The 26414-nt window shown below is 44.5% G+C and carries 33 protein-coding genes; 17 read left to right on the top strand and 16 right to left on the bottom strand.

Features of this window, described 5'->3' with window-relative positions:
* Positions 1–10: 10 nt before the first annotated feature.
* Together tnpA and ACOGW3_RS06295 are read left to right on the top strand one after the other, a co-directional pair.
* Positions 11–445: an IS200/IS605 family transposase gene (gene tnpA, locus ACOGW3_RS06300; RefSeq protein WP_419901154.1), complete on the top strand. Its 435-nt coding sequence runs from the start codon at positions 11–13 to the stop codon at positions 443–445.
* A 91-nt stretch (positions 446–536) separates the two neighbouring features.
* Positions 537–965 (top strand): EamA family transporter, encoded by a 429-nt coding sequence (locus tag ACOGW3_RS06295; protein ID WP_419902476.1) that lies wholly within the window; start codon positions 537–539, stop codon positions 963–965.
* Position 966: 1 nt separating this feature from the next.
* On the opposite strand, the gene hutI is transcribed toward ACOGW3_RS06295, so the two are convergent.
* Positions 967–2184 carry an imidazolonepropionase gene (gene hutI / locus ACOGW3_RS06290; RefSeq protein ID WP_419902192.1) on the bottom strand — a complete coding sequence of 406 codons (1218 nt, stop codon included), beginning with the start codon at positions 2182–2184 and terminating at the stop codon, positions 967–969.
* 222 nt (positions 2185–2406) lie between these two features.
* On the opposite strand from hutI, the gene ACOGW3_RS06285 reads away from it, so the two are divergent.
* Positions 2407–2658 carry a hypothetical protein gene (locus ACOGW3_RS06285; RefSeq protein ID WP_419902191.1) on the top strand — a complete coding sequence of 84 codons (252 nt, stop codon included), beginning with the start codon at positions 2407–2409 and terminating at the stop codon, positions 2656–2658.
* A gap of 35 nt (positions 2659–2693) precedes the next feature.
* Here the strand turns inward: ACOGW3_RS06285 and ACOGW3_RS06280 are convergent, their stop codons facing one another.
* Both ACOGW3_RS06280 and ACOGW3_RS06275 read right to left on the bottom strand, forming a co-directional pair.
* Positions 2694–3119, bottom strand: coding sequence for a DUF983 domain-containing protein (locus ACOGW3_RS06280; RefSeq protein ID WP_419902190.1), 426 nt, complete (start codon positions 3117–3119; stop codon positions 2694–2696).
* Between the two features lie 46 nt (positions 3120–3165).
* The gene (locus ACOGW3_RS06275; RefSeq protein ID WP_419902189.1) at positions 3166–3759 is read right to left on the bottom strand and encodes a pentapeptide repeat-containing protein; all 594 of its coding nucleotides are present in this window, start codon (positions 3757–3759) and stop codon (positions 3166–3168) included.
* Between the two features lie 392 nt (positions 3760–4151).
* On the opposite strand from ACOGW3_RS06275, the gene ACOGW3_RS06270 reads away from it, so the two are divergent.
* Positions 4152–4550, top strand: a complete 399-nt coding sequence (locus tag ACOGW3_RS06270; RefSeq protein ID WP_419902188.1) for a response regulator — start codon at positions 4152–4154, stop codon at positions 4548–4550.
* 60 nt (positions 4551–4610) lie between these two features.
* Entirely contained in the window at positions 4611–4952 is a 342-nt protein-coding gene (locus tag ACOGW3_RS06265) for a PilZ domain-containing protein (RefSeq protein ID WP_419902187.1), read from the top strand.
* A 158-nt stretch (positions 4953–5110) separates the two neighbouring features.
* Here the strand turns inward: ACOGW3_RS06265 and ACOGW3_RS06260 are convergent, their stop codons facing one another.
* On the bottom strand, positions 5111–5896 hold the full coding sequence (locus ACOGW3_RS06260) for an amino acid ABC transporter permease (RefSeq protein ID WP_419902186.1): 786 nt from the start codon (positions 5894–5896) through the stop codon (positions 5111–5113).
* Between the two features lie 241 nt (positions 5897–6137).
* Between ACOGW3_RS06260 and ACOGW3_RS06255 the strand changes: the two genes are divergently transcribed.
* Positions 6138–6791 (top strand): hypothetical protein, encoded by a 654-nt coding sequence (locus ACOGW3_RS06255; protein ID WP_419902185.1) that lies wholly within the window; start codon positions 6138–6140, stop codon positions 6789–6791.
* A gap of 103 nt (positions 6792–6894) precedes the next feature.
* On the opposite strand, the gene ACOGW3_RS06250 is transcribed toward ACOGW3_RS06255, so the two are convergent.
* The 5 genes from ACOGW3_RS06250 to ACOGW3_RS06230 all read right to left on the bottom strand — a co-directional run bounded on the left by ACOGW3_RS06250 (position 6895) and on the right by ACOGW3_RS06230 (position 11977).
* Entirely contained in the window at positions 6895–7467 is a 573-nt protein-coding gene (locus ACOGW3_RS06250; protein WP_419902184.1) for a sigma-70 family RNA polymerase sigma factor, read from the bottom strand.
* A 429-nt stretch (positions 7468–7896) separates the two neighbouring features.
* A complete protein-coding gene (locus ACOGW3_RS06245) occupies positions 7897–8715 on the bottom strand; it encodes a phosphodiesterase (protein WP_419902183.1) in 819 nt (272 codons plus the stop codon).
* Positions 8716–8877: 162 nt separating this feature from the next.
* Positions 8878–10365, bottom strand: a complete 1488-nt coding sequence (locus ACOGW3_RS06240; protein ID WP_419902182.1) for a PAS domain-containing sensor histidine kinase — start codon at positions 10363–10365, stop codon at positions 8878–8880.
* A gap of 200 nt (positions 10366–10565) precedes the next feature.
* Positions 10566–11207 carry a MarC family protein gene (locus ACOGW3_RS06235; RefSeq protein WP_419902181.1) on the bottom strand — a complete coding sequence of 214 codons (642 nt, stop codon included), beginning with the start codon at positions 11205–11207 and terminating at the stop codon, positions 10566–10568.
* Between the two features lie 77 nt (positions 11208–11284).
* On the bottom strand, positions 11285–11977 hold the full coding sequence (locus tag ACOGW3_RS06230) for a plastocyanin/azurin family copper-binding protein (RefSeq protein ID WP_419902180.1): 693 nt from the start codon (positions 11975–11977) through the stop codon (positions 11285–11287).
* A 115-nt stretch (positions 11978–12092) separates the two neighbouring features.
* Between ACOGW3_RS06230 and ACOGW3_RS06225 the strand changes: the two genes are divergently transcribed.
* From ACOGW3_RS06225 to ACOGW3_RS06215, 3 genes are all read left to right on the top strand, one after another.
* A complete protein-coding gene (locus tag ACOGW3_RS06225; protein WP_419902475.1) occupies positions 12093–13199 on the top strand; it encodes a cytochrome-c peroxidase in 1107 nt (368 codons plus the stop codon).
* 130 nt (positions 13200–13329) lie between these two features.
* The gene (locus ACOGW3_RS06220) at positions 13330–13659 is read left to right on the top strand and encodes a DOPA 4,5-dioxygenase family protein (RefSeq protein WP_419902179.1); all 330 of its coding nucleotides are present in this window, start codon (positions 13330–13332) and stop codon (positions 13657–13659) included.
* 140 nt (positions 13660–13799) lie between these two features.
* Positions 13800–14021 (top strand): hypothetical protein, encoded by a 222-nt coding sequence (locus tag ACOGW3_RS06215; RefSeq protein ID WP_419902178.1) that lies wholly within the window; start codon positions 13800–13802, stop codon positions 14019–14021.
* A gap of 46 nt (positions 14022–14067) precedes the next feature.
* Here ACOGW3_RS06215 and ACOGW3_RS06210 read toward each other — a convergent pair whose 3' ends face one another.
* Together ACOGW3_RS06210 and ACOGW3_RS06205 are read right to left on the bottom strand one after the other, a co-directional pair.
* Complete coding sequence (locus ACOGW3_RS06210; protein ID WP_419902177.1) at positions 14068–14406, bottom strand: hypothetical protein; 339 nt, start codon at positions 14404–14406, stop codon at positions 14068–14070.
* A 126-nt stretch (positions 14407–14532) separates the two neighbouring features.
* Positions 14533–14922: a winged helix-turn-helix transcriptional regulator gene (locus ACOGW3_RS06205; RefSeq protein ID WP_419902176.1), complete on the bottom strand. Its 390-nt coding sequence runs from the start codon at positions 14920–14922 to the stop codon at positions 14533–14535.
* A 125-nt stretch (positions 14923–15047) separates the two neighbouring features.
* Here ACOGW3_RS06205 and ACOGW3_RS06200 point away from each other — a divergent pair, with 125 nt between their 5' ends.
* On the top strand, positions 15048–15626 hold the full coding sequence (locus ACOGW3_RS06200) for a carboxymuconolactone decarboxylase family protein (protein ID WP_419902175.1): 579 nt from the start codon (positions 15048–15050) through the stop codon (positions 15624–15626).
* A gap of 155 nt (positions 15627–15781) precedes the next feature.
* Here the strand turns inward: ACOGW3_RS06200 and ACOGW3_RS06195 are convergent, their stop codons facing one another.
* The 3 genes from ACOGW3_RS06195 to ACOGW3_RS06185 form a co-directional block, all read right to left on the bottom strand.
* Positions 15782–16336 (bottom strand): GNAT family N-acetyltransferase, encoded by a 555-nt coding sequence (locus ACOGW3_RS06195; protein WP_419902174.1) that lies wholly within the window; start codon positions 16334–16336, stop codon positions 15782–15784.
* 90 nt (positions 16337–16426) lie between these two features.
* A complete protein-coding gene (locus ACOGW3_RS06190; protein WP_419902173.1) occupies positions 16427–16780 on the bottom strand; it encodes a DHCW motif cupin fold protein in 354 nt (117 codons plus the stop codon).
* 194 nt (positions 16781–16974) lie between these two features.
* Positions 16975–18207, bottom strand: coding sequence for an ISL3 family transposase (locus tag ACOGW3_RS06185; protein ID WP_419901077.1), 1233 nt, complete (start codon positions 18205–18207; stop codon positions 16975–16977).
* Here ACOGW3_RS06185 and ACOGW3_RS06180 point away from each other — a divergent pair.
* The 4 genes from ACOGW3_RS06180 to umuC all read left to right on the top strand — a co-directional run bounded on the left by ACOGW3_RS06180 (position 18194) and on the right by umuC (position 20774).
* Positions 18194–18337, top strand: coding sequence for a hypothetical protein (locus tag ACOGW3_RS06180; protein ID WP_419902172.1), 144 nt, complete (start codon positions 18194–18196; stop codon positions 18335–18337). The two genes, ACOGW3_RS06185 and ACOGW3_RS06180, sit on opposite strands and share 14 nt — an antisense overlap.
* A 132-nt stretch (positions 18338–18469) precedes the next feature.
* Positions 18470–18853 (top strand): helix-turn-helix domain-containing protein, encoded by a 384-nt coding sequence (locus tag ACOGW3_RS06175; RefSeq protein WP_419902171.1) that lies wholly within the window; start codon positions 18470–18472, stop codon positions 18851–18853.
* Between the two features lie 231 nt (positions 18854–19084).
* The gene (locus ACOGW3_RS06170) at positions 19085–19522 is read left to right on the top strand and encodes a LexA family protein (RefSeq protein WP_419902170.1); all 438 of its coding nucleotides are present in this window, start codon (positions 19085–19087) and stop codon (positions 19520–19522) included.
* Positions 19500–20774, top strand: a complete 1275-nt coding sequence (gene umuC, locus ACOGW3_RS06165; protein WP_419902169.1) for a translesion error-prone DNA polymerase V subunit UmuC — start codon at positions 19500–19502, stop codon at positions 20772–20774. The genes ACOGW3_RS06170 and umuC overlap by 23 nt, the downstream gene beginning before the upstream one ends.
* Positions 20775–20909: 135 nt before the next feature.
* Here umuC and ACOGW3_RS06160 read toward each other — a convergent pair whose 3' ends face one another.
* Positions 20910–21560 carry a tetratricopeptide repeat protein gene (locus ACOGW3_RS06160; RefSeq protein WP_419902168.1) on the bottom strand — a complete coding sequence of 217 codons (651 nt, stop codon included), beginning with the start codon at positions 21558–21560 and terminating at the stop codon, positions 20910–20912.
* Positions 21561–21650: 90 nt separating this feature from the next.
* The gene (locus ACOGW3_RS06155; protein WP_419901077.1) at positions 21651–22883 is read right to left on the bottom strand and encodes an ISL3 family transposase; all 1233 of its coding nucleotides are present in this window, start codon (positions 22881–22883) and stop codon (positions 21651–21653) included.
* A 527-nt stretch (positions 22884–23410) separates the two neighbouring features.
* Between ACOGW3_RS06155 and ACOGW3_RS06150 the strand changes: the two genes are divergently transcribed.
* The 3 genes from ACOGW3_RS06150 to ACOGW3_RS06140 all read left to right on the top strand — a co-directional run bounded on the left by ACOGW3_RS06150 (position 23411) and on the right by ACOGW3_RS06140 (position 26326).
* A complete protein-coding gene (locus ACOGW3_RS06150; RefSeq protein WP_419902167.1) occupies positions 23411–23833 on the top strand; it encodes a helix-turn-helix domain-containing protein in 423 nt (140 codons plus the stop codon).
* Between the two features lie 454 nt (positions 23834–24287).
* Positions 24288–24788 (top strand): hypothetical protein, encoded by a 501-nt coding sequence (locus tag ACOGW3_RS06145; RefSeq protein WP_419902166.1) that lies wholly within the window; start codon positions 24288–24290, stop codon positions 24786–24788.
* A gap of 95 nt (positions 24789–24883) precedes the next feature.
* Positions 24884–26326 (top strand): helicase-related protein, encoded by a 1443-nt coding sequence (locus ACOGW3_RS06140; protein ID WP_419902165.1) that lies wholly within the window; start codon positions 24884–24886, stop codon positions 26324–26326.
* Positions 26327–26414 lie beyond the last annotated feature (88 nt).

Raw genomic sequence — 26414 nt, 5'->3', positions numbered from 1 at the left:
GAATTAGCCGATGAGAGATTACAAAAGCCTTGCACATACGAGATGGGATTGTAAATACCACGTGGTTTTCATCCCTAAACGCAGGCAAAAAGTTATCTATGGCAACCTACGTCAGTATCTTGGTGAAATTTTCCATGAACTGGCCGGGCATCGCGAAAGTAAGATTGAGGAGGGCCATTTGATGCCGGATCACATTCACATGTGTATCAGCATACCGCCCAAACATGCTGTTTCAAAAGTCGTTGGATACCTAAAAGGAAAAAGCGCGATTGCCATAGCTCGAAAATTCAAAAATAAAGCACGGAATTTCAAGGGTGAAAATTTTTGGGCCCGTGGATATTTCGTCTCAACTGTAGGGCTCGATGAACAGATGGTGAGGGAGTATATCAGAACGCAAGAAGAGCGTGATAAGTACTTTGACCAAATGGATATATTCAATCCATAACCGCTTTAGCGGTTCCCAATTTGCCCCTTTAAGGGGCTCACCCGCTTAAGCCCCCGGCTTTGCCGGGGGTCATTTAACTGATCTTAAATGGATAGCTGACCCCATCGGGTTATTTTGGGCGGGATTAAATGCTCTGCTTTTTACAGTCTATATCGTTTTGGGACACAAAGCAGCGGAGACCGGTGCAAGTGGCGGGATTGAAAGGTTAGGGGCTGCAATGATGATCGCATTTATACTGTTGCTGCCAGTAGGGCTTGTGGAAGCTGCAAAAGCGTTTGGTTCTTTAAATCTTGTGTTCGCTGGAATAGCCGTAGGGGTTTGTTCTTCTGTTATTCCCTACATCTGTGATCAATTATCGATGTCACAGCTTCCACGTGAAAGTTTCGCTCTTCTTTTGGCTCTCTTACCCACGACCGCAACTATTGTTGCCGCGGTCGTGCTTTCGCAATTCCCAACAGGGCAGGATTTGTGCGGAATTGCTCTGGTTATGGTCGGTATCGCCGTTCACAAACCGCGTTAGCTTATTTTTGAATGATCTGTTTACCTGATTTGATCAACTCTTGTAGAGGATTAAAACCCATGTGGTAGGAGAGCTCCGCTGGGTTGTTTATATCCCAAATCGCAAGATCAGCTGTTTTCCCTATTTCGAGGCTGCCGTAACTTGCCTCAATCCCAAGAGCCTGTGCGGCGTTAATGGTAACGCCGCGCATGGTCTCGGTTGGTGTCATTTTGAAAAATGTACATGCCATGTTCATGGCAAGCAGGATGGAGCAACAAGGAGAGGAGCCTGGGTTCATATCGGTTGCGACCGCCATGGGAACATTCTTGTCACGGAAGAGTTGGATTGGCGGTTTTTTTGTTTCGTTGAGGAAGTAAAAAGCACAGGGCAGGATTACGGCTACGGATCCGGCTTCTGCCATTGCATCGGCGGAGCTATCTGAAACGTATTCCAAATGGTCCGCAGAGTTCGCGCCATATTTAGCTGCGAGAGCCGCACCACTAAGATCGCTTAACTGTTCAGCATGGAGCTTTAGATCAAATCCGAGTTCTGATGCTGCTTTGAAGAGCTTCTCTATTTGATCGGGCGAGAAAGCAATACCTTCACAAAAGCCATCAACGGCATCAGCGAGTTCAGACTTTTTGAGTTCGGGTAACTTTTCAATAATGCTATCGATATAAGCATCGCCATTGTCCTGATATTCCTCAGGTACAGTATGGGCCGCGAGATAAGTGGTCATTATTTTCAGAGGGAGGTGATCTGTGATTTGTCGAGCAACACGAAGTTGTTTGGTTTCGTTTTCCCAATCCAGACCGTAACCGGATTTGACTTCGATAACAGTAACACCTTCTGATTGTAAGGCAGAAGCGCGCTTAAGGGCTGCTTCGAGGAGCTCTTTTTCACTTGCTGCTCTTGTTGCCTTTACCGTGGATCTAATGCCGCCACCCGCACGTGCGATTTCTTCATAGCTCGCACCTTCTAGCCGCATGTTAAATTCATTTACCCGCTCTCCACCATGGACGATGTGAGTATGGCAGTCGATCAATCCAGGAGTAACCCAACTGCCATTGAGATCATTGATTTCTCGGGCCAATTTGTCGGGAGTATCCGGAAGGTCGTTAAACTCACCAATCCAGACAATTTTATCGAACTCAATTGCAATTGCGCCATTGGTGATTGTACCCAGTCCTGTACCTTGCATGGTGCAAAGGTTGCAGTTGATCCAAAGACTATCCCACATATTAAACTCCGAATGGCTTTTCAATAATTCACTATTGTATATACAACTTGATTGTGTTGGGTAAAGTCAAATGATAATCGTAAATACTCTAATCTAAAAATCCAATAATCATATAATAGCCCGCCTTGGTGATCATATGCAGGTGATATGACAGGAGGGGATTACTGGTAAAGAGCCCTCGGGCTGGATGTTATTACCTCCGTAGAATACGGACGTTTTCTGGTGCTTTATCTCGATCAATCTGCGGAAGATGTAGAAGATGCTTTGAGATCAATGATGGAGGGTGGAGATTATGAGCTGGCACTGCAAATGGCCATTGCAGCAGAAGCTCGATACAAGGATAAGGCCGACATAACTCTGTTGAGAGAAGAGGCCGCAGACCGAGCTCGGGCAGCCGTTCAGTTTTTAGACCCCTTCCGGTTTGTTACCTACACCGAAATGGCTAAGAAAGAGCATCTATCGACACCCAATTAATGCCCGCTAAAAAACTGCTAAAAAGGAGAGTGTTATCAGGCTTTTGACGGGAACCGTTTTTCATCTTCAAACATGCGAAGAGCCCATAAAACGCCAAGCACTCCCCCCTTTACAAATGGGAGAATGGCCATGGTTAACGCGAGAGTAAGGGCTGGCCATATAGCCACGTGGGTCATAAGAGAGGGCGACCAGGCTTGTTCTGACCACATTACTCCAGGCACAACAATATGCCCCACAATTGTGATGGTGAAGTAAGGGGGGATATCATCGGCACGAATGTGGCTAAGCTCTTCACTGCAGTTTGCACACTCATCGTTTACCGTCACATACTTCCGAAAGATGTTTCCATTTCCACAACGGGGACACTTTCTGCGCAAGCCTTTTAGCAAGGCTTGAAACACAGATCGATCTTCCGGTGCAGAGGTGGCGACTTCCCCAAGGGTTTTATTATTTTCGCTCATTTCAACCGCAGCAAAATATTAGAGAACCGGATAATAAAGGTTCTGGTTATTTTGTTTTACAGGAAAGAGCCTTGTGAAGGGCAGTGGGCGAAATGACGCACCCCATTAAATTAGCTCTCCAGAGATCGGCACCATCTAATGTCGCGCCCGTCAGAATGGCTCCTCTTAGGTCGGCATCACTGAGATCCGCGCCCGATAAATCTGCATCCTTAAGATTTGTGCCATGAAGGCTTGCACGTACTAAATTTGCGTTGGCAAGATTGGCATCGCTCAAATCAGCCCCAGAGAAATCAGCTCCCGCCATGTCTGCGTTTTGCAGCTGCGAACCTGGCATGACCATGTCTGAAAGATTAAGATTGTTTAGGTTTGCACGGGCACCCTGATTTGAATCTTTTGTCCATGCATGATGCTCGGCAAGAACGCGAAGAAGATCCCGGGCTTTCGCCGATTTTTCCCGCGCTTGATTTTCATCCAATTCCGACTGGTCGACTATGCTGGTGTCATCTGGCAGGTTGGACAACATATATTGTACCCGGAGTTGCCGCTTGGCATCTTCAACATTTTTAGCTTCAATTTGACCAGATTCAACCCGTGACATTGGATCCGTTTGAATCTGATAAGTGTATGTTCTTAGGCTCATTTACCGCTCCCTGCGAATCTTATTTCCAGAATGTTATCGGAAACAGAATGAAGTTACGACAAATTCCTAAACAAATTATGGACAGACTGAGAACTTACCGTATCAATTTTAAATAAAATTCGAAAAGCTAGGTTGTTATTTTTCCTTTTTACACTTTTTGTCACTTATTTTTATTGTGGATGATATGCCTTGTAATTCTATAAATAGTTGAAAAATAATTATAAAAAACAAATGTCGGGAGGTCTGTGCTCAAGATAGTCTCTAATTTAAAACGAATGCAGTCTATCAGTAGGAGATTTTTAAGATTCTACCGTCATAAAAGAAACACGACGGGAACTTTCGGATTCTATTATCTTTTTTGTTCCCCTGTTCAGCAAAGTGGAGGGTGTGTCTTGTCTTGGACAGAGGACGACTGGACGAATTTGAGTGTGGCTGTTGTTGATGACAGTAAACCTGTACGCTCTATGATGAAGTTAATGCTTTTATCGTTGGGTGTTGGCGAGGTACTACTCTATGAGAATGTGGCCGAGGCTATGGATGGTATTGAAGATAAACAGCCCGATCTAGTGATATCGGACTACTACATGGTACCGGAAACGGGATTGGATTTACTCAAACGGATAAGAGATTCTACGGAATCTTTAACCCGCGAGTTGCCTTTTCTTATGATGAGCGGTTACGAAAAAACAGATACGGTGTTGTCAAAGGGCATATCGGGCTATATGCCCAAACCAGTCACAACTGATTTGGTTAAACATCACATACTGGCAGCGTGTGTGAATAAACAATAAGACTGAGTTTAGGTGGATTACGCATAAAGCGGATCTAATTGAGTGTTTAAGGGGTTAAGTTTGTATCAAGAGTTTTCTTCCGTTTCGCTTCAACGGCTATTGAACCGACGGCATGCTCCGCGCCATTCTGTTCTTCCAGGAACTAAAGTGAAATTAACCGTGTTTGATACGAACTATGATTGCGAGCTTCTCGATTTATCGTTCTGTGGAGCGCGTTTGTTACTGAATACAAAATTGCCAATCGGAAGCGAAGTTGTTCTTTTACACGAAGACTGCGGTAGTGTTCTTGGTATTGTAAAGTGGAATAGTGTAAGCGAAGTCGGGGTGGAGCTTAACCCTGGTGTTGCGCGACTACTTTCCCGTTACGGTGACAGTCATTTAAGTGTTTCGGCGGCTCATTAACTCTAAAAACTACCTGTTGGCTCTCCACTATACATATATACGCTGTCTTTGACAGGTCGCATCAGGCGTTGCCCTTGACGATGCTTTTTTGTCTATGTTGTCTCTGTGACGATCTGAATTCATTCAATGGAAACAAGGTTTGTTGCCCAGCGTAATTATTAGGATGTAGAGCTTGGATTTTGGATTTTTTCGTTTGCTTTAAGATGTTTTTCAATTCGATGAAACAAATAAGTGACGATGAGGATCAGGGCCAAATATTCCAGAATTAAAAAGCTATAGATTTCTAAAGGGCGGTATTCTGTGACGTTTAATTCTGAGGCTCTTCTTGTCAAGTCTGTGTAGCCTATGACTGAGATCAGAGAAGACATTTTAAGCATATAAACGAACTGATTACCAAGGGGCGGGATGATCCGGCGGATGGCCTGTGGCAAAATGATTAACCGCATTTTCTGGAAGTATTTTAACCCCATACTTTCTGCTGCTTCGTGTTGCCCTTTTTCAATAGACTGTATTCCCGCACGGAATATTTCTGCTTCGAATGGGCTGTCACAAATTGCAAGCGCAATGACACCAGTTGCAAATATGCTTAAATGAATATCCAGTACAACGGGCAGTCCATAGTGCACCCAAAGAACCATTACCAACACTGGTATTGATCTTATTATGGTCACGTAGCCAACGTTAAAGGCCCTGAGATATTTATTTGTCGAAATGCCGGGGATACTAACGAGTAGACCGACGACTACAGATATTGTGATGGCTACCAAAGAAATACTCAGAGTATTTAAAAAGCCTCCGATTAAAAACTCAATATTGCTCCTACCTGCGTCTTTGAGCGGGTCAATTACATACCAACCCCAAGTGTAGTCACCACCACAACTTGTCAGGAAAATGGGAAGGAGAAGTAAGGAAAATGATTTAATTGGAAGCTTAGGAAAACACATATGGTTTGATTGGCCTTTGCCGTTAACGGTTGGCGTCTTTAGTTTTCGCCAGTTTAGGAGTATGTTGCTATGATGAAAAGAGCTGACGCAAGATCAAGCTTTCATGCATAGTAATTGCCAATATATTCAAATACAGACACAATTCTGTGATCCAAAAGCAGAAGTTGGACGTATCAATAAGCAAGACAAAAAACGGCTGGCTCGCCGATAAGCCGAGCTAGAAAATAAGGGACGTGTACTCATGACAGGCATCATTTCTGGATCCATGACTAAGGATGATGTGACTGCGGTCAATGTGCCGCAATATCATCCGCCTCAAGAAAACCTAGTCGATTATGTGTCTGGACGGGGAGGTGACGGTTGGGATTTGATAATTGAAGCCCATCTGTCTCTGTGTGCTGAATGTCGAGCAGAAGTGGGTCGTTTAAAAGCCTTAGGCGGTGCTTTGCTTGAAAAGTTACCTGCCGAAGATTTACCTGAAGGTATGGAAGAGCGGGTATTGGATTTATTGGATTCTGCAGAGATAACAACATTTCCAGGTTCAAAATGCGAGAACTCAAAAGATCTGCCTCTTCCCGTTGCGCAATTAATACCCGACAGTCTTGATGAGACTGAATGGCGTCATGGAGAAGAAGGCACAGCTTTTGTTGATTTACCTGTCCTCCCTATTCGGATGCTTTTGGTGCGTATTTCTGCAGGGAAGATGGTCGGCATTATCCAGGAGTACGACAATTCAGCCGGGCAACTACTCGTTCTTAGTGGTGGGCTAGAAGGAAATGAGGATCATTTACTGGCAGGTGATTTAAAGCCGATGTCTGATCTCAAGGGCGATTTTTATGCCGGGGGCTCTTCAGAACAGACTTTTTGCCTTCTGCTTATTCAAGATGGTGCTTAAGGTCAGTTCTCTACCTGAGGAGTATCTCACCTCACGTAAAATCAGATCAGCTGTTCGTAACTGACGTAGTCGCAGTTCATTCAATTGATTTAACGTGTCTGGATTAAATGCTGGAACCGAGTGTCCGGCGAAGTTTGTTAATTGCTAATCGTAATCGTGATTTGACTGTGCCAAGAGGCAGGCCCTCGTGTTCAGCGATTTCTTTATGGGTCATATCTTCATAGAAAGCGAGTTGCAATAGGCTGGCTTGTCTCTCAGGCAGACTTTCTACGGCCTCTCTTAGCAGAGCTTCTACCTCGTGATGCTCTAGATCCTTATCTTGGCTTGGCGCTTCATCAATCTGATTTTGGAGCTGATTTTGATCTATCGGAATGAGGCGTTGTCTTCGGAAGCGATCTATACGCCGGTTGCGGGCAATTGCAAACACCCAGCTTGATACATAACTTTTATCTGGATCATAACTATCAGCTTGCCGCCATAAAGTCAGCATCACATCCTGGACCAGGCCTTCAGTGATGTTGTTATCAGTACCGAGTTTGCGCATATAAGACATTAGACGAGGAGCAAAGTGTCTGAAAAGTTTGACAAAAGCTCCTCTGTCTCTGGAATGGGCTACCAGAGCCAATAATTCTGCCTGCTCTTTAGCACTCAGGCTATCTGTTACACCATTTTCCAACGCTTATTAACTCCCTCAGCGTGGCCAATAATTAAGTCTATACCAGAATACGTTGTGATGTCTGCCTCAACTTATTGGTGTATGCGTTTTTTTTCATATTACCGAATTTGTTGGAACAGTCCCCCCAATGAATTCTGTAAAAAGGTTCGGAACGTTTCTTTTCCGATTACAACTTCTAACGTTCTCCTACTGTATTTTGTAGAATGATACTGTGGCGGAATTGAGGAGGGCAAAAATCTTTAAGGAATTCCAAAGAACTTTGTTCTTCATTTCCGTAGGTTTACAAGTGTCGTACTCTTACTATATCGCACAATATAGATACAGATCGTTAACTTTGCAGATTAATTGATTTTCATTTCTTGTTTGAGAAATTCACCAGACTTTTGAAGTCGAAAAATGGCCCAAAATAGCCAGGAAAGGTTCGACATTTTAGTTCGTTGCTGGCGTTGGTACGCCTTCGGTTAAGCCATCTGGATATTTCCCAACAAAACTCAGGTGTGACACGAGCCCTGTTTCTTCTTTCCAGCTGAAAAGGCGGACACAGGCAGGCTCAAATCTTGGATTGATATCATCTACGGGATTCATTTGGAGACCGTACGAAAAAGTCGCACTGGGAGTGACAAAAAGGATAGTGTTTGCCCAATTGGCGATACTGTCCCGATGTGTGTGTCCACAAACCACGCCTAAAACTTGTGTATTCGATTTAATCACCTCGGCGAGGTTGGCTCCATTTTGACAGTTCATACTATCTTGATAGGGAAGGTGTAATTTTGCCGGAGGGTGATGCATAAACACGAGCGTTGGACGATCTGGCTGTTCGCCTAACTTATTATCCAGCCAATCTAGGCGCTCGCTGCAAATCATACCGTGATGATGCCCTTTTTCCAGAGAGTCGAGCATGACTAATCTCAAAGGGTAATCTTCGAATGTATACTGTAAGAACTCCCCTTCTTTCGGGAGATATCCATCATCGTTAAATAGAGCTCGCAGTTTATCGCGGCTGTCATGGTTTCCAGGCATGACAAGATAAGGGATGTCCATTGAATCCAGTAACGTCTTGGTCCGTTGGTAGTCCTCAATATTGCCATGGTTTGATATGTCACCAGTGACGACAACAAGGTTTGGTTTTGGCTTCAGTTCTCTTAGATGTGTTATCGTGTCTTTTAGGCGTTCAAAAAGATCAATCGTACCGCAATCCGTTTCTATAATGCGGCCAATATGAAAATCTGTAATCTGGGCAATCAGCATTTGTTGCTCTTTTTTTTCTTGGTGTTGGTTCTAGCAACTTGTGCTCAATCATTAAGCACAAAATTATATCTTCGATACTATGCCCGTGATCGAAAAGTGGGGAAAGAGCCAGATTGTATTGCTCAGAGAGGCCAGATGATAATTATTGGTGGGGGAAAGAGTCTATAGGGCGAATTCAGATGGGAAACATAAAGTAACAGTCGTTCCATCTCCAGAGGAGCTCTCAAGCATAAGGGTCCCGTTATGTAGCTCGGTAAATGATTTGGCTATTGATAGCCCCAAGCCAGTACCCTCATGATTTCTTGTTTTACTCTCTGCTACTTGAGCGAAGGGTTCTAAAACGCGATCGATGTTCTCAACCGAAATTCCGATACCGGTATCTTGGACCTCAATGATCAGGTCGCAATCGCTATTTTGGCGCGCGTTTATGGATACGGTGCCATCAGGATCTGTGAATTTTATTGCATTGGTCAGAAGATTGAGAACGGTCTGTTTTACTTTCAGGCGATCCAGTGAAAATTTAGGGAGTTTATCATCACATTCGAGAGTCACTTCTACATGGGCTTTTTCGCTTCGTTCATTCATTAAGGTCAAGCATTCATCCAGCATTACACTTACATCGACAGGCTCTGCCTCTACCGTAACTGTTCCGAGTTCAATTTTGGATTGATCCAGAATTTCTGAAATCAGTTCGAGAAGATGATTGCTCGATCTATTAATTGCTTCTGAATAGTCTTTGTATTTTTTGTTGGAATGATTGCCAAACATTTCACCCATGAGGATTTGGGAAAACCCTATAATTGAATTTAGGGGAGTCCGGAGTTCATGGCTCATGTTTGCAAGAAATTCGGTTTTTGCCCGATTGGCGAATTCTGCTGTTTCTTTCGCGTTCGTAAGTAGGTTTTGTGATTCTTTAATAGCGGTAATATCGCTTTGCACTGAAACAAAACCTAATCCAGGGACGCGTCTATCCGTCGTTCTAATCCAGCGGCCGTCTTTTAAATTTACAGTAAAGGAGCCCTGTAATTCTCGGCGATATGCCGCTTTGCGTTCAAGGTAATCTTCACCCGCTTCATCGCCTATTGCCACATTGCCGTTTTTGATGTCGATTTCGCCGAGTTCCTGAAAATGCACACCCGGGCGGGCCTGTTCTTCTGTATAACCGTACATATCACGGAAATTTTGGTTACATAAAACCAGCTCTCCCCTGTTATCGTACATTGCAAAGGCTTCTGCGATTGAATCAACAGCGTCTAAAAGGATGTTTTGAGCGAGGTGTTGTTCCGTAATGTCCTGTAATGTGTTTAAAATTCGTGGGGGCTCTATTGGGTTGGGATCAATCAGCCGCGTTTTCCGTAATAATACCTGGCATTGAACGCCATCTGCCCTTTCAAGGGAAAGTTCTATTGATTTGGATACGCCTGTTTTCAGGACTTCATTGTCTAGTTGTTGAACGGTGCCCTCTGGATAAGGAGTAAACCCTATCATTGGGATTCTGAAGCCTTCTGGAAGTTTGGCTTTACCGATAAAAGTATGGAATTCTTTGTTGCCGGCTATAAATAGCTGATCATCATCAGAAATGAAAACGGGCAGGGGGAATGCATCCAGCAATGTCTGTCTATCAAAGACTAAGTCATCATACCTTTTCACCAGCCACTCCTACCGCACTCGAACTCTAAAATAAGTAATTTAATTCCCCAGGTAGGTGAGGCCATCTTTTTTATTTTTTGGACAAACTCACGATAAGAGATGTCCTGCCTAACCTTCGATGGTGGTTATAACGGTTAAAGGTTTCGAAAGTACAAAGAATTAGGCGTAATAAAGAACAAATGCTGTGTATCTCTAATGGCTTAGCTTAGTAACCCTATTTTTAATCCATCAAGAATATATTGAATTGCAAGGGCCGCTAGTACTATGCCAAGGACCCGAGAGATGATATGGGTGATGGTGTCGCCAATAAATTTTTCCAGTTTATCTGCAAGAAAGAACAGAACCAGGCACAAGAGAAGGACACCAGCCAGCACGGATAGAATGGCAGTCTGGGCAATAATATCTTCTTTGTTTGCGCTCATAAGTAGCATGATTGAGGCAATAGCCCCAGGGCCAGAGATCAGAGGAATTGCAAGTGGGAAGACAGCAATATCTTCATGGAAATCAGATTCCTTGAGCTCTTCCGCTTTGTCTTCTCGTCGTTTCGATCGCTTATCAAAAACCATTTCCAGGGCGATCAGGAACAGCATGACCCCGCCAGCAATTCTAAACGCAGGTAACCCGACCCCTAGAACCTCTAGAAAACGATCACCGAACAGGGCAAAGAAGACAAGGATTATCCCGCCAATAAGCACACCTTTGAGTGCCATTTTTCTTTTGTGAGCTGCATCAGCACCCTGGGTCAGACCGATAAATATGGGTAAAAGCCCAAGGGGATCGATGATAACAAACAAGGAAACAAAGGCTGTTAAGGCAATGTCAAAAATAGCAGGTGTAAGCATTTATGTGTCTCAATTTAAAGGCTCTGTCTTGGGCGGAGTTCGCAAGACTGTATAGCTTTATATCTGATAACAAATATTTAAGCGATTGCCTTTTCAAGTTTTTCAAAGAGTTGTTTAAAACGCTTTTTTGCCATGCGTCCGTGCTTTACGGCTTTTGCCTTTTCCAAATTGGGCATGGTGTCACCGACCTTGACCAACATGACCATGCCATAACGGGTGTGGACTTTACAGCGGATACCATAGACCCCTGGGTGATTAAATTGAATCTCGGCTATTTTTTGATGAGAAATTTGAAAAGGCTTTGCGCCATCGGGCAGCATGCCCTTGATTGAAACAACAGTGTGCTGACCCATAGAGTTCATAAAACGGATTGTGTCGCCGGGATTAAGCTCGACAAATCCAGGGGAGAACTTGAACATTTCCAAAGGATCAACAGCCTCTGCAGATATTAATTGATCAACATCAATGAAGCGGCCGTCAAGCTCGGCTATCAATGGTACATTGCGGTCAATACTTGTGACTTGATCTTCATCATCAGGTAGGCAGAGGTCATTCGCATTTAAAGTGAGTGGGTAGTGAAGTTCTACCGTCGCAGCCGCTCTTATCATGGAAGGTGTTGTAGCCTTGCTTGTCGAATTTAACACACTCAAGGGCAGTAATATGCTGGCTGCAAATTGTAAGAAGGTTCTTCGGGAGCTAGTCATTTTACCCTCGTTGAGAATCGATATCACTAGTTGCAAGAGCGTAATATCAAGTAATTTATGCAACATCAATGATTTTGTATTGTAATTATGAAAATATTTTTAGTAATTGATGGTTAGTATTTTGATGATTAAAATAAAAATATCAATTATTGTTGGATTTATTGTTTCATTATTGGCGTTTGTGTTTCTTGTCTCTTACCCCGTTCTGGCTGAACAAAGTTCTTTTGGTGAGAATTTTCCTGTATCGCGGCCAGAGATGCTGTCTTCTCTGGGGCCTGTTCCGATCCCTTCCGATAACCCCCAAACCAAAGAGAAAGTTGACCTCGGGCGTATTCTCTTTTTTGATTCTCGATTGTCGGGTAATGGCACGATGTCCTGTGCTTCCTGTCATCTGCCCCAGATGGGGTGGGGGTTTGCCGACACACTTTCTTTGGGATACCCGGGGACGGTGCACTGGCGAAATAGTCAAACAATCGTTAATTCAGCTTATTATAAAAAGCTCTTTTGGGATGGATCTTCTCTTTCGTTAGAACGACAGGCGGCATCTGCAGCCAAAGGCGCTGTCGCTGGAAATGGCGAGAGCGACATGATGGAGGCGCGCCTCGCTTTTGTCCCCGAGTACAGAAAACGTTTTGCAGAAATTTTTGGCGATACCTGGCCGACCATTGGAAATGCTTGGAACGCTATTGCTGCTTTTGAGCGAACCCTCGTACAGCGGGATACGCCCTTTGATCGGTACATGGATGGTGATGATACGGCGCTAACACAGGATGAACAGCTTGGGCTTACTCTCTTTTCTGGCAAGGCGGGCTGTCGTGGTTGTCACAAGGGGCCTCTGTTATCGGATGAAAAGTATTATAATATTGGTGTCCCTGCTGCCTGGCTATGGGAAGAAGAGGGTATGGCTCAGATTACCTTTCGTTATGAACTCCTGGCCAAAGGCGTAACCGAGCCGCTTTATCGATGGACCAAAGATGATCCGGGGCATTATTTTATCACCAAGCAAAAAGCTGATCTGGGTAAATTTCGTACTCCTTCACTACGCTATACGAAATATACCGCCCCTTATATGCACAATGGGGCTTTTACGACTTTGGATCAGGTCATTGATTTTTACAACGCCGGAGGCGGGGTGAACGAGTTTGGTGCCAATAAAACACCCCTTCTTAAGCCATTGGGGCTCACGGGTACTGAGAAGGGTTACCTGAAAGCTTTTCTTTTGAGTCTATCTGGCGAGCCTTTGGAGATTGAAGAACCGGATATCCCTCTAATGCAGCCACTTCCTTAAAGACCCAATAGTGCGCTTGATAACAATTGTTGTACGAATAATGTATGAAGCGGGATTCCCATAATAGAACCCTTTACCTGGGATGGTGTTGATTTTAGTCTGTCTTATCGTTTAATCAGGTGGGGGCATAATGACGGTAATTAAAGATTTTCACGTTCACGTCTATTTTGATCAGGATACCATTATCCAAGCGCAACAGCTTTGCGAGCAGGCAAAAGAGAAGTTTCCCGTTCAGATGGGCCGTGTTCACGAAAAGAATGTTGGACCACACCCGCGTTGGAGCTGTCAGTTGTTGGCATCACCGGAAATTTTTGGCGAATTGGTATCTTGGATTTCGCTGCACCGTCAGGGGCTGACCGTTTTTATTCATGCAAATACCGGGGATGATTTAAAAGATCACCGCGATCACGCCATCTGGATGGGTGAGATGCTTGATCTTGATCTCTCTATTTTTGCCTAAATAAAATTGTCAAATTACGATCTTTTTCTCTATCATTTTCTCTGTGGCCAAAGATCGTTAACCTTAGCTCCATATTTAAAGGGCTATGCTTTGTCCATTAGGTAACGTATAGTTTTACAAGAACAATTTGAGGGGACGTTATGAAAAAATGTAACAAATGCTTTTCCGAACGCGTCGTCCGTTACGAGCTGTCACGCCAGGATATCGATGGCAGCGGAAGCTGGCACTTGGATAATGATATTTCCAAATACCAGCCCGAAGACATTTCTGATGTAGAAGGCGGCAAGGTCTCCGTGGATCTTACCTTGCATGTTTGTCTTGGCTGCAGTCATGTGCGCGGCACAGCTGCTAACCGGGAATAATTTCAGGATATTAAACCCGGTTACTCTTAAGCAGGAATCCGAGGCTCTAGTGATCAGATTTTTCTAAAAATTTATTACCCAGCCCGGTATCATAGGCAACGCCTTCTGCTGTCAGAGTAATCGGGTGTCCCGCGTCCTTTACCAGTCCTTTACGCGCCAGAGCAGCCCACACCGCAGGGTTGGTGAAGCCGCTGGTATCTTTTGTGGATACAACAAACTCGCCAACGTGCACATGATTGCCATGTGCGTGGGGAAGGTTTGAAATTGTAACCTCTCCATTGGGGTGGTGAACGGCTTGGCTTTCGTCGCGACCAATAACTTGCGCAAGGACAAGGGTGCGGAGCTGGAGTTTGTTCAGTTTTAGTGGGTTCTTCTTTTGAGGCACTGGTTTTGTTCCTTTATGTGAAGATAACTTAATTTGTCATCTCCGCTATTCGCCTGAGTTTTCATGTTTCCTGTATTTGAATGCGTATGCATAGCAAGGAAATTAGTGTAGCTGAGTATCTGTTCTTCAGATTATTTTCAACTCTATTGACGGATTGTCTGTAATTAGTTCGAGCATATTCTCTTCTATCCAGCGGTCCATTGCACAGACTTTTTCTTGAAGTGAAACGCCGAGGTCGGTCAGGCTGTATTCTACATGAGGGGGAATGGTCTCCATATCATGCCGTTGGACAATCTTAATCTCTTCCAGTTCGCGCAGAGTTTGGGTAAGCATCTTTTGTGAAATACCTCCCACTCTTCTCATGAGCGCACCATTACGTAGATTTTCTTTTTTTAGAGCATCAATAATCAATAGGCTCCATTTCCCGGCGACCTTATTGAGCAGGTACCGAGCAGGGCAGTTCTGGTGAAAAACGTTGGCTTTTGCTTTGCTTCGATCTTGGGGGATTTCATACATCTTGAAATATTTCTGATAGTTACCAAAAGGTGCGTACTGTTATTTTAGTTTCTGCAATATTACCTTCTCATTCGAAAGCTTTCAATCACCCTGTAACGTTAAAGTTGATGCAAAGGTATATTTAAATGAACGATGCAATCCCTACGCCTTTTCCCTTGTTGGACGAGGCGACAGCTCCTGAAAAATCTCTTCCCTATCTTGCCCAGGCAAAAGCAGCTTTTGGCCTGATTCCCAATGTTGAAAAGGTTATGTCTCAGGCCCCGAGTTTATTGGCTGCCTACATGACCGCCTGGGATGAGTTTAATGAAAGTTCTCTTTCTGACGTTGAGCGCCAAATTGTTTATCAAACAGCGAATTTTGAGAACAACTGCCAGTATTGCATGCCTTGGCACACAATATTGTCTGAAATGGCAGGAATGGCTGCGGCCGATGTTGAAGCGCTACGTCAGGGAGCTGCCCTTTCTAATCCTAGAGCTGAGGCCTTGAGGGTTTTTGCCCGGGATCTCGTGCGTACCAACGGGAGCATTGCGCCCCATACACTTAAAGCTTTTCTGACCAGTGGATACACAGAACAGCAGGCTTTAGAGGTTATTCTTGGCTTGAGCGTTAAAACCATGAGTAACTTTACGAATGCTATAGCTCAGACACCGTTAGACAAAGAGGCAATCCATAAAGAGTGGGCTAAGCCCTCTCTACGTGGATAGCTAGTTCGTTTCTCCAAGTTATTTGAGATCAGGAAAGAGGTGCCTGTTTAAGCAGCCTAACTTCCTGATTTCATGTTTTGGATTTTAATGCATGAACTTTATAGCTATCACTTCAGATCAAGAGGGCGTAAAGGAAAGTTGTTTAATGCCGTGATTTAGTCGGTAAGTGAATACAGGTTTTGACCAAGGAAATAGGGATCGCATCCTTCCGGGGGAGTTGTTAACTGGCCATTGCTTTTCATACCTAATTTTTGCAGGACCCGGTTGGAAGCTGTGTTGGCTTGTGCTGCAATGCCGACGAGGGACTGTAACCCAATGTTTTTTATGGCGTGATCTCGCAAGGACCTGGCGGCTTCACTGGCGAGACCTTTTCCCCAATGTTCAAAGGCGATGGCGTAATAGATCTCTGTCTGCTCAGTATCCCAGTCCGCCGGTCCCAACCCACACCATCCAATGAGTTCGCCAGTTTCTATTGAAAGGATACTGAGGTTCAACTTGTAGAGTTTCTCTTTGGTATTTTTCTTATGACAGTTCATCGACCATTCAATGATGTCTTTTACCTGTTCCAGGGAGAGAGGATCATCGGGGAGGTGCTCGAGAACTCGGGGATCTGATGCAATTCTCTGAAGGGATATGGCATCGTCTGGCGCATAGGGGCGAAGAAGTAAACGTGCCGTTTTTAGGAGGCAATTTTCAAAAAGATCAGACATTTAGTTCTTTACCATGATGAGATTCTAAGTTTCACCTGCTGTAGGGTAGGAGGTCTGTTTGAGGGTTGAAAGGAAATTTTTGCGCGTTTCCTATAGAGTGGCTTTCAGAAAATTACCATCAATGATTAGCAGCTTAACACCGTTTTTTGTCACAGACCGGTGAGAGCTCAAATCGTCTGAAACGATGTAGGTCATGCCTTTTGATAAGGTAAACTCGGTGCCATCGCTCATCTCGCTGACAAACTCGCCCTCAAGGCATTGAACAATGTGGCCTTTTTCGCACCAGTGATCCGCAATATAATCGGCTGAATATTCAACAATCCTAACTCTCAGTCCTTGGTATTGTGCTGTTTGCCAATAGGCCATGCCGCTGTCGCCGACATGTTCGGTTCTGGGAACTTCCGCCCAATTGATGGTTTGAAAAGGAATGTTCTCGGTCGCCATTTAACTGTTCCTGTATTTTTTTTGGTGGGATCTCATTAGTTCCGAAGTAACTCCGAACTGTAATTATATCGCGAATATCCTTTTATGACTTGGGAATAGCGGGCTCATCATTTGTTCTCCTGAGTTGCTTATCTTACTCGGTTTAAAATAAAAAATAGCTTTTTTTTGGCACTTCTCCGCTTTGTTGAGTAGATTTAGGATTTCAAATAGAGCATAGATTGATTATCTGGAATGGATGATTGTCTAATTTTGAGTTTGAAGTATTCGGTATCCTTGATGCCTCTGGCTCGCTTACGGATCATTCCTATACTGACATTACCAGCCTCTATCCTGGCGCTTGTGAGCTTGTGTTTGGCGTAGTTGCAGATGCCCACACAATGTTTCCGTAGGGATTTCGCGAACTTTTTTAGATAGAGCATCTGTGACTGATCTGCTATCAGGCACCAACGTTCCAGTTGCTCCGCCATCGCCTCAAATGAAGCGGCACTCCACAGCAGCTGAAGCTGTTCTTTCAAGACGTAAAGTGCATTCAGGTTGCTATTGCTCTCCAGCAACCTTTGCAGCTTGTCACTTTGTTTTTCACTCAACTTATCCGCATTTTTGAGCAACAGATAATGTGTCCCTTTCATCAACTCTTTACCACTTGGATCGGCCTTTCTGAACTCAAGTCGACGCTGATTATGGATAGCTTTGCTGTAGTTTTTCATGACGTGGAAACGGTCAAATACTATGTCGGCCAACGGCAAGGACTCTCTGACAGCCTTTTGGTAGGCAGGCCCCATATCCATCGCTACGGCCTTTATTTTGCAGGCTGTATCTGGTTGCAGTTGTTTCAAAAACCTTGAAAAAACCTCGGCAGTTCGGCCTGCTTCAACCCAGATCAGATGACCGCCAACCATATCGTAGACCACCGTCATGTAGTCATGACCTTTCGCCCGGGCAACTTCATCTACACCAATATATTCCAAGCCAGTTAGCTCTGCAGGATCAAGCGTAGGGAGAGTTTCAATAAGGTATGCCCTGTCGATATTCTTGACCGTTTCCCATCGTATATCCAAATGTCTGGAAACCGCTTGAATAGACATATGCCGACATAATCCACTGATCAGTCGGCAAAATCGGTGAGTGAAACGGCACCCTTTATCAACAAAATCACACCCCTCAATGCGGCGTTCGCCCTTGTTAATATAAACCTGCGCCAGCTCAATCTCGACCACACAAGGATACCCAAAAAGGGGGATGTCGTTTACTTGTCGGCGGACATGCTGGTTGATGCTTCCCTTCTGGCCTGTAGCAGGGTCTATAGCCCTCCTACGCGCGTCTCGGCTGCAGTGAATGACAATCTTAACACCGCCGTCATCCAGTTTAATTTCATTTACACGTTGCCCTTTGAGGCCTAAAATATGCTGCGAGATGTTGATTGTCATATACCTGCTCTATGTAAAGTTATCAGAAACCATACATATCAACAGGTTACTTGGCGGTCGGCATCTTTTTCTACTCAACAAAGCGGAGAAGAGCCTTTTTTTTAGATTGGCAGTTGATCTTTGCACCTAGGGAGTGTATCCCTATGGCACTAGCTAAAGGGATACGCCCGAAACCCGATTTGAGAGCATTGCGGTTTGAATTATACATTCCCCTTTTCGCTCTCGTCGGTGTTTGTAAGAGTAAATAATAAAGGAAAATTTCATGTCATATGTTACCATGGGCGAACGAATTCAGACGGCACGTAAAAGCAAGGGCTTGAGCCCATCACAGCTGGCGCGTCGTGTGAGTGTGAAAGTTGCAACGCTGAACAACTGGGAATCTGATCGCTCTGAGCCTCGGGCCAACAAACTGGTGGCGCTGGCTGGAGTGTTGAGCGTGAACATGATTTGGTTGCTCGAAGGTTCCGACGATGGCAGCAGTCTTCCACCCAACGTGGATGTTGTTGAAACTGCTGATCTACAAAGTAAAATTGTCCGCCTTCAGTCAATGCATGAGCGCATGGTACAGCTCTTGTTTGAAATCTCTAGCGAGGTCAACCGGGTTCAGCGCGGTATCCAGGATACTCAGGAAGCTGAACAGGCGTAATCGATTTATCTGATATACTCGGGTATATATCTGGGTCTCAAAATACTCTCGCATTGTGTGACGCGTATTTTGAGGCCCTTTTTTTGTCATTTCTACCCCTGTAATTTTGGGTGTGATTTCTGGATAATTACTGGACTTCTCTTTTCTCGGAAAATTTTCTTTTATTGACACTACTTAAATAATGTTCTCTTTTTGTTCTTGTGTGTTCATTCGCATGTTGAGGACAAAAAAATGAAAAATGATGCCGTTGAGTACATTGGTCGTGCAGAAATTGGCCGCTATTTCCCCCTACCGCTATACGCGTCCAAGATACCGGCAGGTTTCCCGTCGCCAGCCGAAGATTATATGGAGTGTCAGCTCGACCTTAATGACCGCCTGATCCAGAATTCCCACGCGACATTCCTGTTAAAGGTTTCTGGTGATTCCATGATTGGCGCTGGGATTATGTCTGGGGGCACGCTTGTTGTGGACCGCTCGATAGAACCCGCGCATGGCAAGGTGGTGATCGCTGTTATTGATGGCCAGCTCACGGTCAAACGCCTGTTTAAGAAACGCGGCGTGATCAAGCTCATGCCTGAAAATCCCAAATACGCGCCCTTGTTGATTTCGGACGAGCAGGATCTCCAGATCTGGGGAGTGGTCACCAATGTTATCAACCCGCTTGACTGATCAGTGGGTCGCCCTGGTTGATGTAAATAACTTTTACGCTTCGTGTGAGCGCGTATTCCGGCCGGACCTCGAGGGTGTTCCTATTGTTGTGCTCTCAAACAATGACGGCTGTATCATCGCGCGCTCTCAAGAGGCCAAAGACCTTGGCTTTAAGATGGGCGGGCTGTTCCACAAGCTTCTGCCTGATCTGAAAAGGGCAGGGGTCAGGGTTTTCTCATCAAATTACGCGCTCTATGGCGACATGTCGGACCGGGCGGTTGATGTCTATCGTCTCTTTTCACCGCATATAGAGGTTTACTCTATCGATGAAAGCTTTCTCGACCTCACCGGCGCCGAGGATCCGGTCGCCCTTGGCCGTGAAATCAAGGCCCGGATAAAGCGGGATATCGGTTTACCGGTTTGTGTCGGCATCGCCAAGACCAAGACCCTGGCCAAAATTGCCAACCGGATTGCGAAGAAAAACCCCGAACACGGTGGCGTGTTCCTGCTCGAGACCGGGGACCGGGATCGGCTTGATGGGATCGAGAATCAAAATATATGGGGGGTCTCAAGGCGCCTGTCTCCCAAGCTGCAGGGGCTCGGCATCTACAACGCGCTCGATCTATCCCAGGCAGACCCAAAGATGATCCGCTCAAAATTCTCTGTTGTGCTCGAGCGCATGATCTACGAGCTCAATGGCAGGTCGTGTCTTGAGCTGGAAGAGGTCGCGCCGATCAAGAAGGGGATCATGGTCTCGCGCGGGTTTGGGAAGTATCAGGATAATATTTACCGGGTTCAGGAATCTGTCGCCAGTTACGCCACAAGAGCCGGGGAAAAACTGAGAAAGCAGAACCTCGCCGCGAACAAGCTGACAACCTTTCTGCGGACAAGCCCGCACGGAAAGAACCAGGTATATTATTCGAACTCCTTCAGCATTGCCTTCCCAGAAGCCACCTTTGACACCGGCCTGATCATCAAGGCGGCACAGTTTTGTTTAAAGAAGATCTATCGAACTGGTCTTCGCTATCAAAAGGCAGGGGTGTTTCTCGATGGCCTGGTCGACGCTGGGGCAACCCAACAGGATTTTTTCTTCAAACCGGATACGGCCAAAGCGCAAACCCTTATGGCGGTGCTAGACAAACTCAACAAAGCCCACGGCCGAGACACAGTTAGATTTGCCGCCTCCGGCGTAAACGAAGACTGGAAAATGCGCCGACAAATGGTTTCACCAAAGTATACAACGAGGTGGAGTGACTTGCGTGTTGTGCGGTGAGGTAATCAATTCGGTTGGCTGTATTTAGCTGGAGAGGAGAGGGTTCACGTGCTGTTGCTGATGCTATTTTGCGGATAGTCGCAAAACATGGCTGTATACTCTGGCTAAAGCGTTGCGCGTTTATCTAGGTAAATCTTAGCAACCAGACCTCTTACTTATGCTGCAAGTTTTCTTAAAATAATCCTTTGCGATGTTGACGTCTTTCTCAACACCATCACCATATTTATACATAATTCTAAGAAGATTACATCCATCGGCATTCCCGTTATCACAAGCAAAATTATAAAGTTCTTTTGCTTTTTCTTGGTCTTCGCCTATTCCTAACCCTCTTTTATAGAGAACTCCCAGTTTAACGCATCCATCCAAGTATCCTTCATCACAGGATTTTTCTAACAGTGGTCTTGCGTTTTTGTAGCCTTTACCTGTTATGCGTTTATCTTGATACAAGTCTGCTACGTATACGCATCCATGCATAAGACCACCATTACATGCTTTCTTATATGTGGTTGCTGCTTTGCTGTAGTCCTGAAGAGAACTTGTACGGCTAGCATATATGTTGCCAAGATAGATGCATGATGGAAAATGCTCTCTTTCACAACTCTTTTCATAGTGGCGAATGGCCTTGTCGGTTAATGGCCTGAGTTGGTACATACTGCTGACGTGCGAACAAGCTAAATAATCTCCATTTTCACAATCTTTTTCATGGAGCGTTTGGTTTTGAGCATTGCCTGTTGAGCTAATAGAGGCACTTAGAACAAAAAGTACTAAAGTAAAAAGGTATTTCATAAGATGTCCTATTTATTTCCAGAGTAACTGTGCTCAAGCAAAGAAGGAATAGATTCTTAATCAGGCACTTCTCCGCTTTGTTGAGTAGATTTAGGATTTCAAATAGAGCATAGATTGATTATCTGGAATGGATGATTGTCTAATTTTGAGTTTGAAGTATTCGGTATCCTTGATGCCTCTGGCTCGCTTACGGATCATTCCTATACTGACATTACCAGCCTCTATCCTGGCGCTTGTGAGCTTGTGTTTGGCGTAGTTGCAGATGCCCACACAATGTTTCCGTAGGGATTTCGCGAACTTTTTTAGATAGAGCATCTGTGACTGATCTGCTATCAGGCACCAACGTTCCAGTTGCTCCGCCATCGCCTCAAATGAAGCGGCACTCCACAGCAGCTGAAGCTGTTCTTTCAAGACGTAAAGTGCATTCAGGTTGCTATTGCTCTCCAGCAACCTTTGCAGCTTGTCACTTTGTTTTTCACTCAACTTATCCGCATTTTTGAGCAACAGATAATGTGTCCCTTTCATCAACTCTTTACCACTTGGATCGGCCTTTCTGAACTCAAGTCGACGCTGATTATGGATAGCTTTGCTGTAGTTTTTCATGACGTGGAAACGGTCAAATACTATGTCGGCCAACGGCAAGGACTCTCTGACAGCCTTTTGGTAGGCAGGCCCCATATCCATCGCTACGGCCTTTATTTTGCAGGCTGTATCTGGTTGCAGTTGTTTCAAAAACCTTGAAAAAACCTCGGCAGTTCGGCCTGCTTCAACCCAGATCAGATGACCGCCAACCATATCGTAGACCACCGTCATGTAGTCATGACCTTTCGCCCGGGCAACTTCATCTACACCAATATATTCCAAGCCAGTTAGCTCTGCAGGATCAAGCGTAGGGAGAGTTTCAATAAGGTATGCCCTGTCGATATTCTTGACCGTTTCCCATCGTATATCCAAATGTCTGGAAACCGCTTGAATAGACATATGCCGACATAATCCACTGATCAGTCGGCAAAATCGGTGAGTGAAACGGCACCCTTTATCAACAAAATCACACCCCTCAATGCGGCGTTCGCCCTTGTTAATATAAACCTGCGCCAGCTCAATCTCGACCACACAAGGATACCCAAAAAGGGGGATGTCGTTTACTTGTCGGCGGACATGCTGGTTGATGCTTCCCTTCTGGCCTGTAGCAGGGTCTATAGCCCTCCTACGCGCGTCTCGGCTGCAGTGAATGACAATCTTAACACCGCCGTCATCCAGTTTAATTTCATTTACACGTTGCCCTTTGAGGCCTAAAATATGCTGCGAGATGTTGATTGTCATATACCTGCTCTATGTAAAGTTATCAGAAACCATACATATCAACAGGTTACTTGGCGGTCGGCATCTTTTTCTACTCAACAAAGCGGAGAAGAGCCCTTAATCACTATATTATGGATTTACGTGCCTTGCTCGTGATTTTTTAGGTGAGCGTTCTCTCGATATAAAACTGGAAATAGTGAGCCGATAGAAACTGATTTTGATGAGAGTATTAGTGTCGTGTAATGGGGATGATTTTGCTAGTTAATCAGGCATTGCATAAAAAATCACGTAGCAATGTCGTGCAGAGAGATTTGATTAAAATAATATTTTCTTTGGAAGAAAAGTGGTGCCTCCACCAGGACTTGAACCCGGAACCCCCTGATTACAAATCAGTTGTAAAATTACGGATTTTCTAGAAAATCTAAAGATTTCATAGTCTTATGAGGTCTTTGGAGGACACTGTCAACCCCAAAGACCGCACAATTTACTGGCACACTTAGTAATACTACATATAGTAGAAGTGTTCCCAATTGGGGGTATCCAATATTATGTTGAATACGAAAGAAGAACGTAATCAGAATATCATCGCACAATATAAAGCTGGGATGACATTAAAAGATATCGGAAGGGACAACGGGGGTCTCTCATCGGTAATGGTTGGAAGGATCGTAAAGAGCTATGGCCTCGGTCCGGAAGATCGTAATCGCGTCTCTACCCGTCTGGGTGAGAAGAATAAAAATCCAATTTCTGACATTCATGAAAGATTAGGTCGACGAATTCTTCATGTAAGAACGTTTAAACGTGACATGTCTCCAAAACCCTTTGCGGAATTAATTGGAGTGTCTGTTCAAACGCTTTCTCGAATAGAGAGAGGTGTCTATGACATTTCTGTGTCAGAACTGGATCTAATTTGTAATGTAATAGGCCTTGAGATACACGAGTTGGTCTCTGAGGCTGCTATGATCACATAGGAGAACTACATGTCCCTAGAGGAAAAAGTTAGATATTATTGGCTCATATCACATGAGCTACGACAGTTGAAACAGACGGATGTTGATAATTTGTTGACCAGTATTGTCAACTTATTGGAACAAGATCTTCATGAACGTCTTGCTCATCGAGTTCGAGAATTGTATGAGAGTGCCTCGGCGAAACTTGCAGTTGCCAGCTAAGTTATCTCAGGTATTCTGAGGGAAAGGGAGAAAGATGCCAAATACTACGTCTAATGCGATTGTATCTAGCTATGGTATACACTTCGATGACAAAGGTACCGCGTATCTTATGCAGGGTCGGGGAGGGACCAATGCGGTCGGTTTAAAACACCGAGCGCCGTTTGACGTTCGGTTAGAAAGCCGAAACAAACACTGTAATCACCAAATCCCATTGAATATTCCAGTTCCTAATGATCATCATTGGGACTTCTTCATGCAGATGATTGACGACCCGTTGGTCCGAGCTATGATGCCTATCCCAAAACAGGGAGCAGGGGCTTTTTACGTAGATGATCCAGAAGGACGTCTTGTAGAAATTTTGATTTTATTATCAAAGTTGAGTAGTCCAATTTTAAGAGTTGTAAACCCTGCCTGGGCAATTCGTGCAGATCACGTAATTAATGAACTGCAAAACACGAACATTCAACCTTTTGTAGTCTCTGAGCTGACTGCTAAAGATTCACCAATGGTAAACACTATTGGTCAAGCTTGTACTTATGCTCCTCGAACAGTTGTTCTTGCAGGTCAACCAGATGTGGTTGTTCCTCCATCCGTAAAAAGAATTACAACTGAGCTTGATACTGAAAAATTTGATTATCAAACCTTACTAGCCACTCCATGGGAGGCTCTCGGAGCTACTGTGGTTAAGAAGTGGATGCGTAAGGAGTGGCCTCCAACAGAAGCCCGATCTGGTCGAAAGGCTGCTCACCGGTAATTATATTTTTAAGTATAGCTTAGTTAAGAACTCTCCAGTGGCTCACTTGGGGAGTTTTTTGTATCTTCATTTTACAACAATCCGTTGAGGATCTTATGCAAAAAATTAATCACCTACCTCCTAAACATGGAGTGTGGGACCTTAGAGACTATCAAGTCGAGGATCTCGCATTCTACATTCCTAATGAACGGGTCGCTAATCTTTCTGACCCTGGTACCGGTAAGACACCAAGTGTCTGTAAGTTATTTCAATTTGTGTGGGAGTATTTAAACGGTCGATCAATCTGGTCCATGCCGAAATCTCTACTTGGAAAAAATAGAGATGAAATTCTCCAATTCACAGACTTCCAACCCGAGGAGGTCGCAATACTGGATGGAACCCCTAAACAACGAGAAAAGATTTTAACGAATAAAGACATAAAAGTATTTTTAATGGGCTTTAAACGGTTTGGAGATGACTGGGAACGGATCCTCCAATTTCACCCCGATATAAAGCTTCACGCCGTAGATGAAATACATTTAGGTTTCGGAGGACATAATAGTCAACGAACCCAGTCTTTATATAGGTCCAGTCGGAAGATCGAACGCTTCTTACCTATGACCGGAACTTTAATCAATGGTCGGTTAGATAGTGCTTACCCAACCTTACATATAATCGAACCACGGTATTACTTCTCTTGGCAGGCGTTCCAGAATTATCATGCCTACTTTGATGAGTGGGGGGCCATTATTGGTTGGAAAAATCATGATCGCTTAGGCCGGATAATTGAACGTCACTCTATTCGTCGGACCTTTGAGGAGATTTTCGGAGAGCAGGAGGTCGTTTACGAACACCGAACCTGCGAAATGAGCCCAAGGCAAAGGAAAGCTTATATCGAGTTTGAGAAAGAAGGCCTCTTAGAATTAGAGGAAGATTTTCTCGACGGCTCGAGTGCTGGAGTTCATGCTATCCGATGCCGACAAATAATGGCCAATCCTGAGAAGTTCGATCTCACTAAAGGCGAGCCTACTGGTAAGGACGAGCAACTTCTTATTGATATTGCTGACCATAAAAATACTGGTGAGCCCCTCTTGATTTTCGGGGTCTTCGATCTTGAATTAAGGAGAACAGTTGATCTCTGTCGAAAGATGGGGCTCAGAACTGAGTTAATAAACGGTACAATATCCGCTAAGAAGAGGGCTGAGATCGACGTTAAGTTCCGTCAGGGTAAGTTAGATTGTGTGGCTGCTTCTGCTGAGACTGCCTCAGTCGGGTACAACTGGGCTCACATCGATCACACGATCTTTCTCTCAATCGATTATAAAGATAGTAATTTCGTCCAAGCTGTACGACGGGCTATCCGTGGAAAGCGTAAGCGACCTTTACGCGTTTCAATATATCAATACGCTCGTTCTATGGACCAAAGAATTTTCCAGGTTGTAGACGCTAAATCTGACAGCCAAAACAAAGTGGACGGTTCTTACAAAAAATTGAACTTAAGTAAAACAAATGCCGAGGTGAATGTAGAAACTCCCATCGGCGCTGATATGTTCATATGAATTAATTCTTTAAGTATAGATTACTTAAAGAATTAAGAATAGATCGATATTTATTAGTGAAGTATATTGATCTTACTAATCCAATACA

The organism is Kiloniella sp. (assembly GCF_965205715.1).
Classification (GTDB): domain Bacteria; phylum Pseudomonadota; class Alphaproteobacteria; order Kiloniellales; family Kiloniellaceae; genus Kiloniella.
This window is presented reverse-complemented; position numbering and strand designations above follow the sequence as displayed.

What these genes read in the sequence shown, in the direction of transcription:
- ACOGW3_RS06180 (WP_419902172.1), top strand. Translation starts at nt 18,194, where the DNA reads ATGTTGATTGTCATATACCTGCTCTATGTAAAGTTATCAGAAACCATA.
- hutI (WP_419902192.1), bottom strand. Translation starts at nt 2,184, where the DNA reads ATGTGGGATAGTCTTTGGATCAACTGCAACCTTTGCACCATGCAAGGT.
- ACOGW3_RS06220 (WP_419902179.1), top strand. Translation starts at nt 13,330, where the DNA reads ATGACGGTAATTAAAGATTTTCACGTTCACGTCTATTTTGATCAGGAT.
- ACOGW3_RS06175 (WP_419902171.1), top strand. Translation starts at nt 18,470, where the DNA reads ATGTCATATGTTACCATGGGCGAACGAATTCAGACGGCACGTAAAAGC.
- ACOGW3_RS06185 (WP_419901077.1), bottom strand. Translation starts at nt 18,207, where the DNA reads ATGACAATCAACATCTCGCAGCATATTTTAGGCCTCAAAGGGCAACGT.
- umuC (WP_419902169.1), top strand. Translation starts at nt 19,500, where the DNA reads ATGTTATCAACCCGCTTGACTGATCAGTGGGTCGCCCTGGTTGATGTA.
- ACOGW3_RS06255 (WP_419902185.1), top strand. Translation starts at nt 6,138, where the DNA reads ATGACAGGCATCATTTCTGGATCCATGACTAAGGATGATGTGACTGCG.
- ACOGW3_RS06150 (WP_419902167.1), top strand. Translation starts at nt 23,411, where the DNA reads ATGTTGAATACGAAAGAAGAACGTAATCAGAATATCATCGCACAATAT.
- ACOGW3_RS06275 (WP_419902189.1), bottom strand. Translation starts at nt 3,759, where the DNA reads ATGAGCCTAAGAACATACACTTATCAGATTCAAACGGATCCAATGTCA.
- ACOGW3_RS06260 (WP_419902186.1), bottom strand. Translation starts at nt 5,896, where the DNA reads ATGTGTTTTCCTAAGCTTCCAATTAAATCATTTTCCTTACTTCTCCTT.
- ACOGW3_RS06235 (WP_419902181.1), bottom strand. Translation starts at nt 11,207, where the DNA reads ATGCTTACACCTGCTATTTTTGACATTGCCTTAACAGCCTTTGTTTCC.
- ACOGW3_RS06155 (WP_419901077.1), bottom strand. Translation starts at nt 22,883, where the DNA reads ATGACAATCAACATCTCGCAGCATATTTTAGGCCTCAAAGGGCAACGT.
- ACOGW3_RS06245 (WP_419902183.1), bottom strand. Translation starts at nt 8,715, where the DNA reads ATGCTGATTGCCCAGATTACAGATTTTCATATTGGCCGCATTATAGAA.
- ACOGW3_RS06190 (WP_419902173.1), bottom strand. Translation starts at nt 16,780, where the DNA reads ATGGCGACCGAGAACATTCCTTTTCAAACCATCAATTGGGCGGAAGTT.
- ACOGW3_RS06280 (WP_419902190.1), bottom strand. Translation starts at nt 3,119, where the DNA reads ATGAGCGAAAATAATAAAACCCTTGGGGAAGTCGCCACCTCTGCACCG.
- ACOGW3_RS06140 (WP_419902165.1), top strand. Translation starts at nt 24,884, where the DNA reads ATGCAAAAAATTAATCACCTACCTCCTAAACATGGAGTGTGGGACCTT.
- ACOGW3_RS06195 (WP_419902174.1), bottom strand. Translation starts at nt 16,336, where the DNA reads ATGTCTGATCTTTTTGAAAATTGCCTCCTAAAAACGGCACGTTTACTT.
- ACOGW3_RS06170 (WP_419902170.1), top strand. Translation starts at nt 19,085, where the DNA reads ATGAAAAATGATGCCGTTGAGTACATTGGTCGTGCAGAAATTGGCCGC.
- ACOGW3_RS06145 (WP_419902166.1), top strand. Translation starts at nt 24,288, where the DNA reads ATGCAGATGATTGACGACCCGTTGGTCCGAGCTATGATGCCTATCCCA.
- ACOGW3_RS06230 (WP_419902180.1), bottom strand. Translation starts at nt 11,977, where the DNA reads ATGTTGCATAAATTACTTGATATTACGCTCTTGCAACTAGTGATATCG.
- ACOGW3_RS06160 (WP_419902168.1), bottom strand. Translation starts at nt 21,560, where the DNA reads ATGAAATACCTTTTTACTTTAGTACTTTTTGTTCTAAGTGCCTCTATT.
- ACOGW3_RS06215 (WP_419902178.1), top strand. Translation starts at nt 13,800, where the DNA reads ATGAAAAAATGTAACAAATGCTTTTCCGAACGCGTCGTCCGTTACGAG.
- tnpA (WP_419901154.1), top strand. Translation starts at nt 11, where the DNA reads ATGAGAGATTACAAAAGCCTTGCACATACGAGATGGGATTGTAAATAC.
- ACOGW3_RS06200 (WP_419902175.1), top strand. Translation starts at nt 15,048, where the DNA reads ATGAACGATGCAATCCCTACGCCTTTTCCCTTGTTGGACGAGGCGACA.
- ACOGW3_RS06205 (WP_419902176.1), bottom strand. Translation starts at nt 14,922, where the DNA reads ATGTATGAAATCCCCCAAGATCGAAGCAAAGCAAAAGCCAACGTTTTT.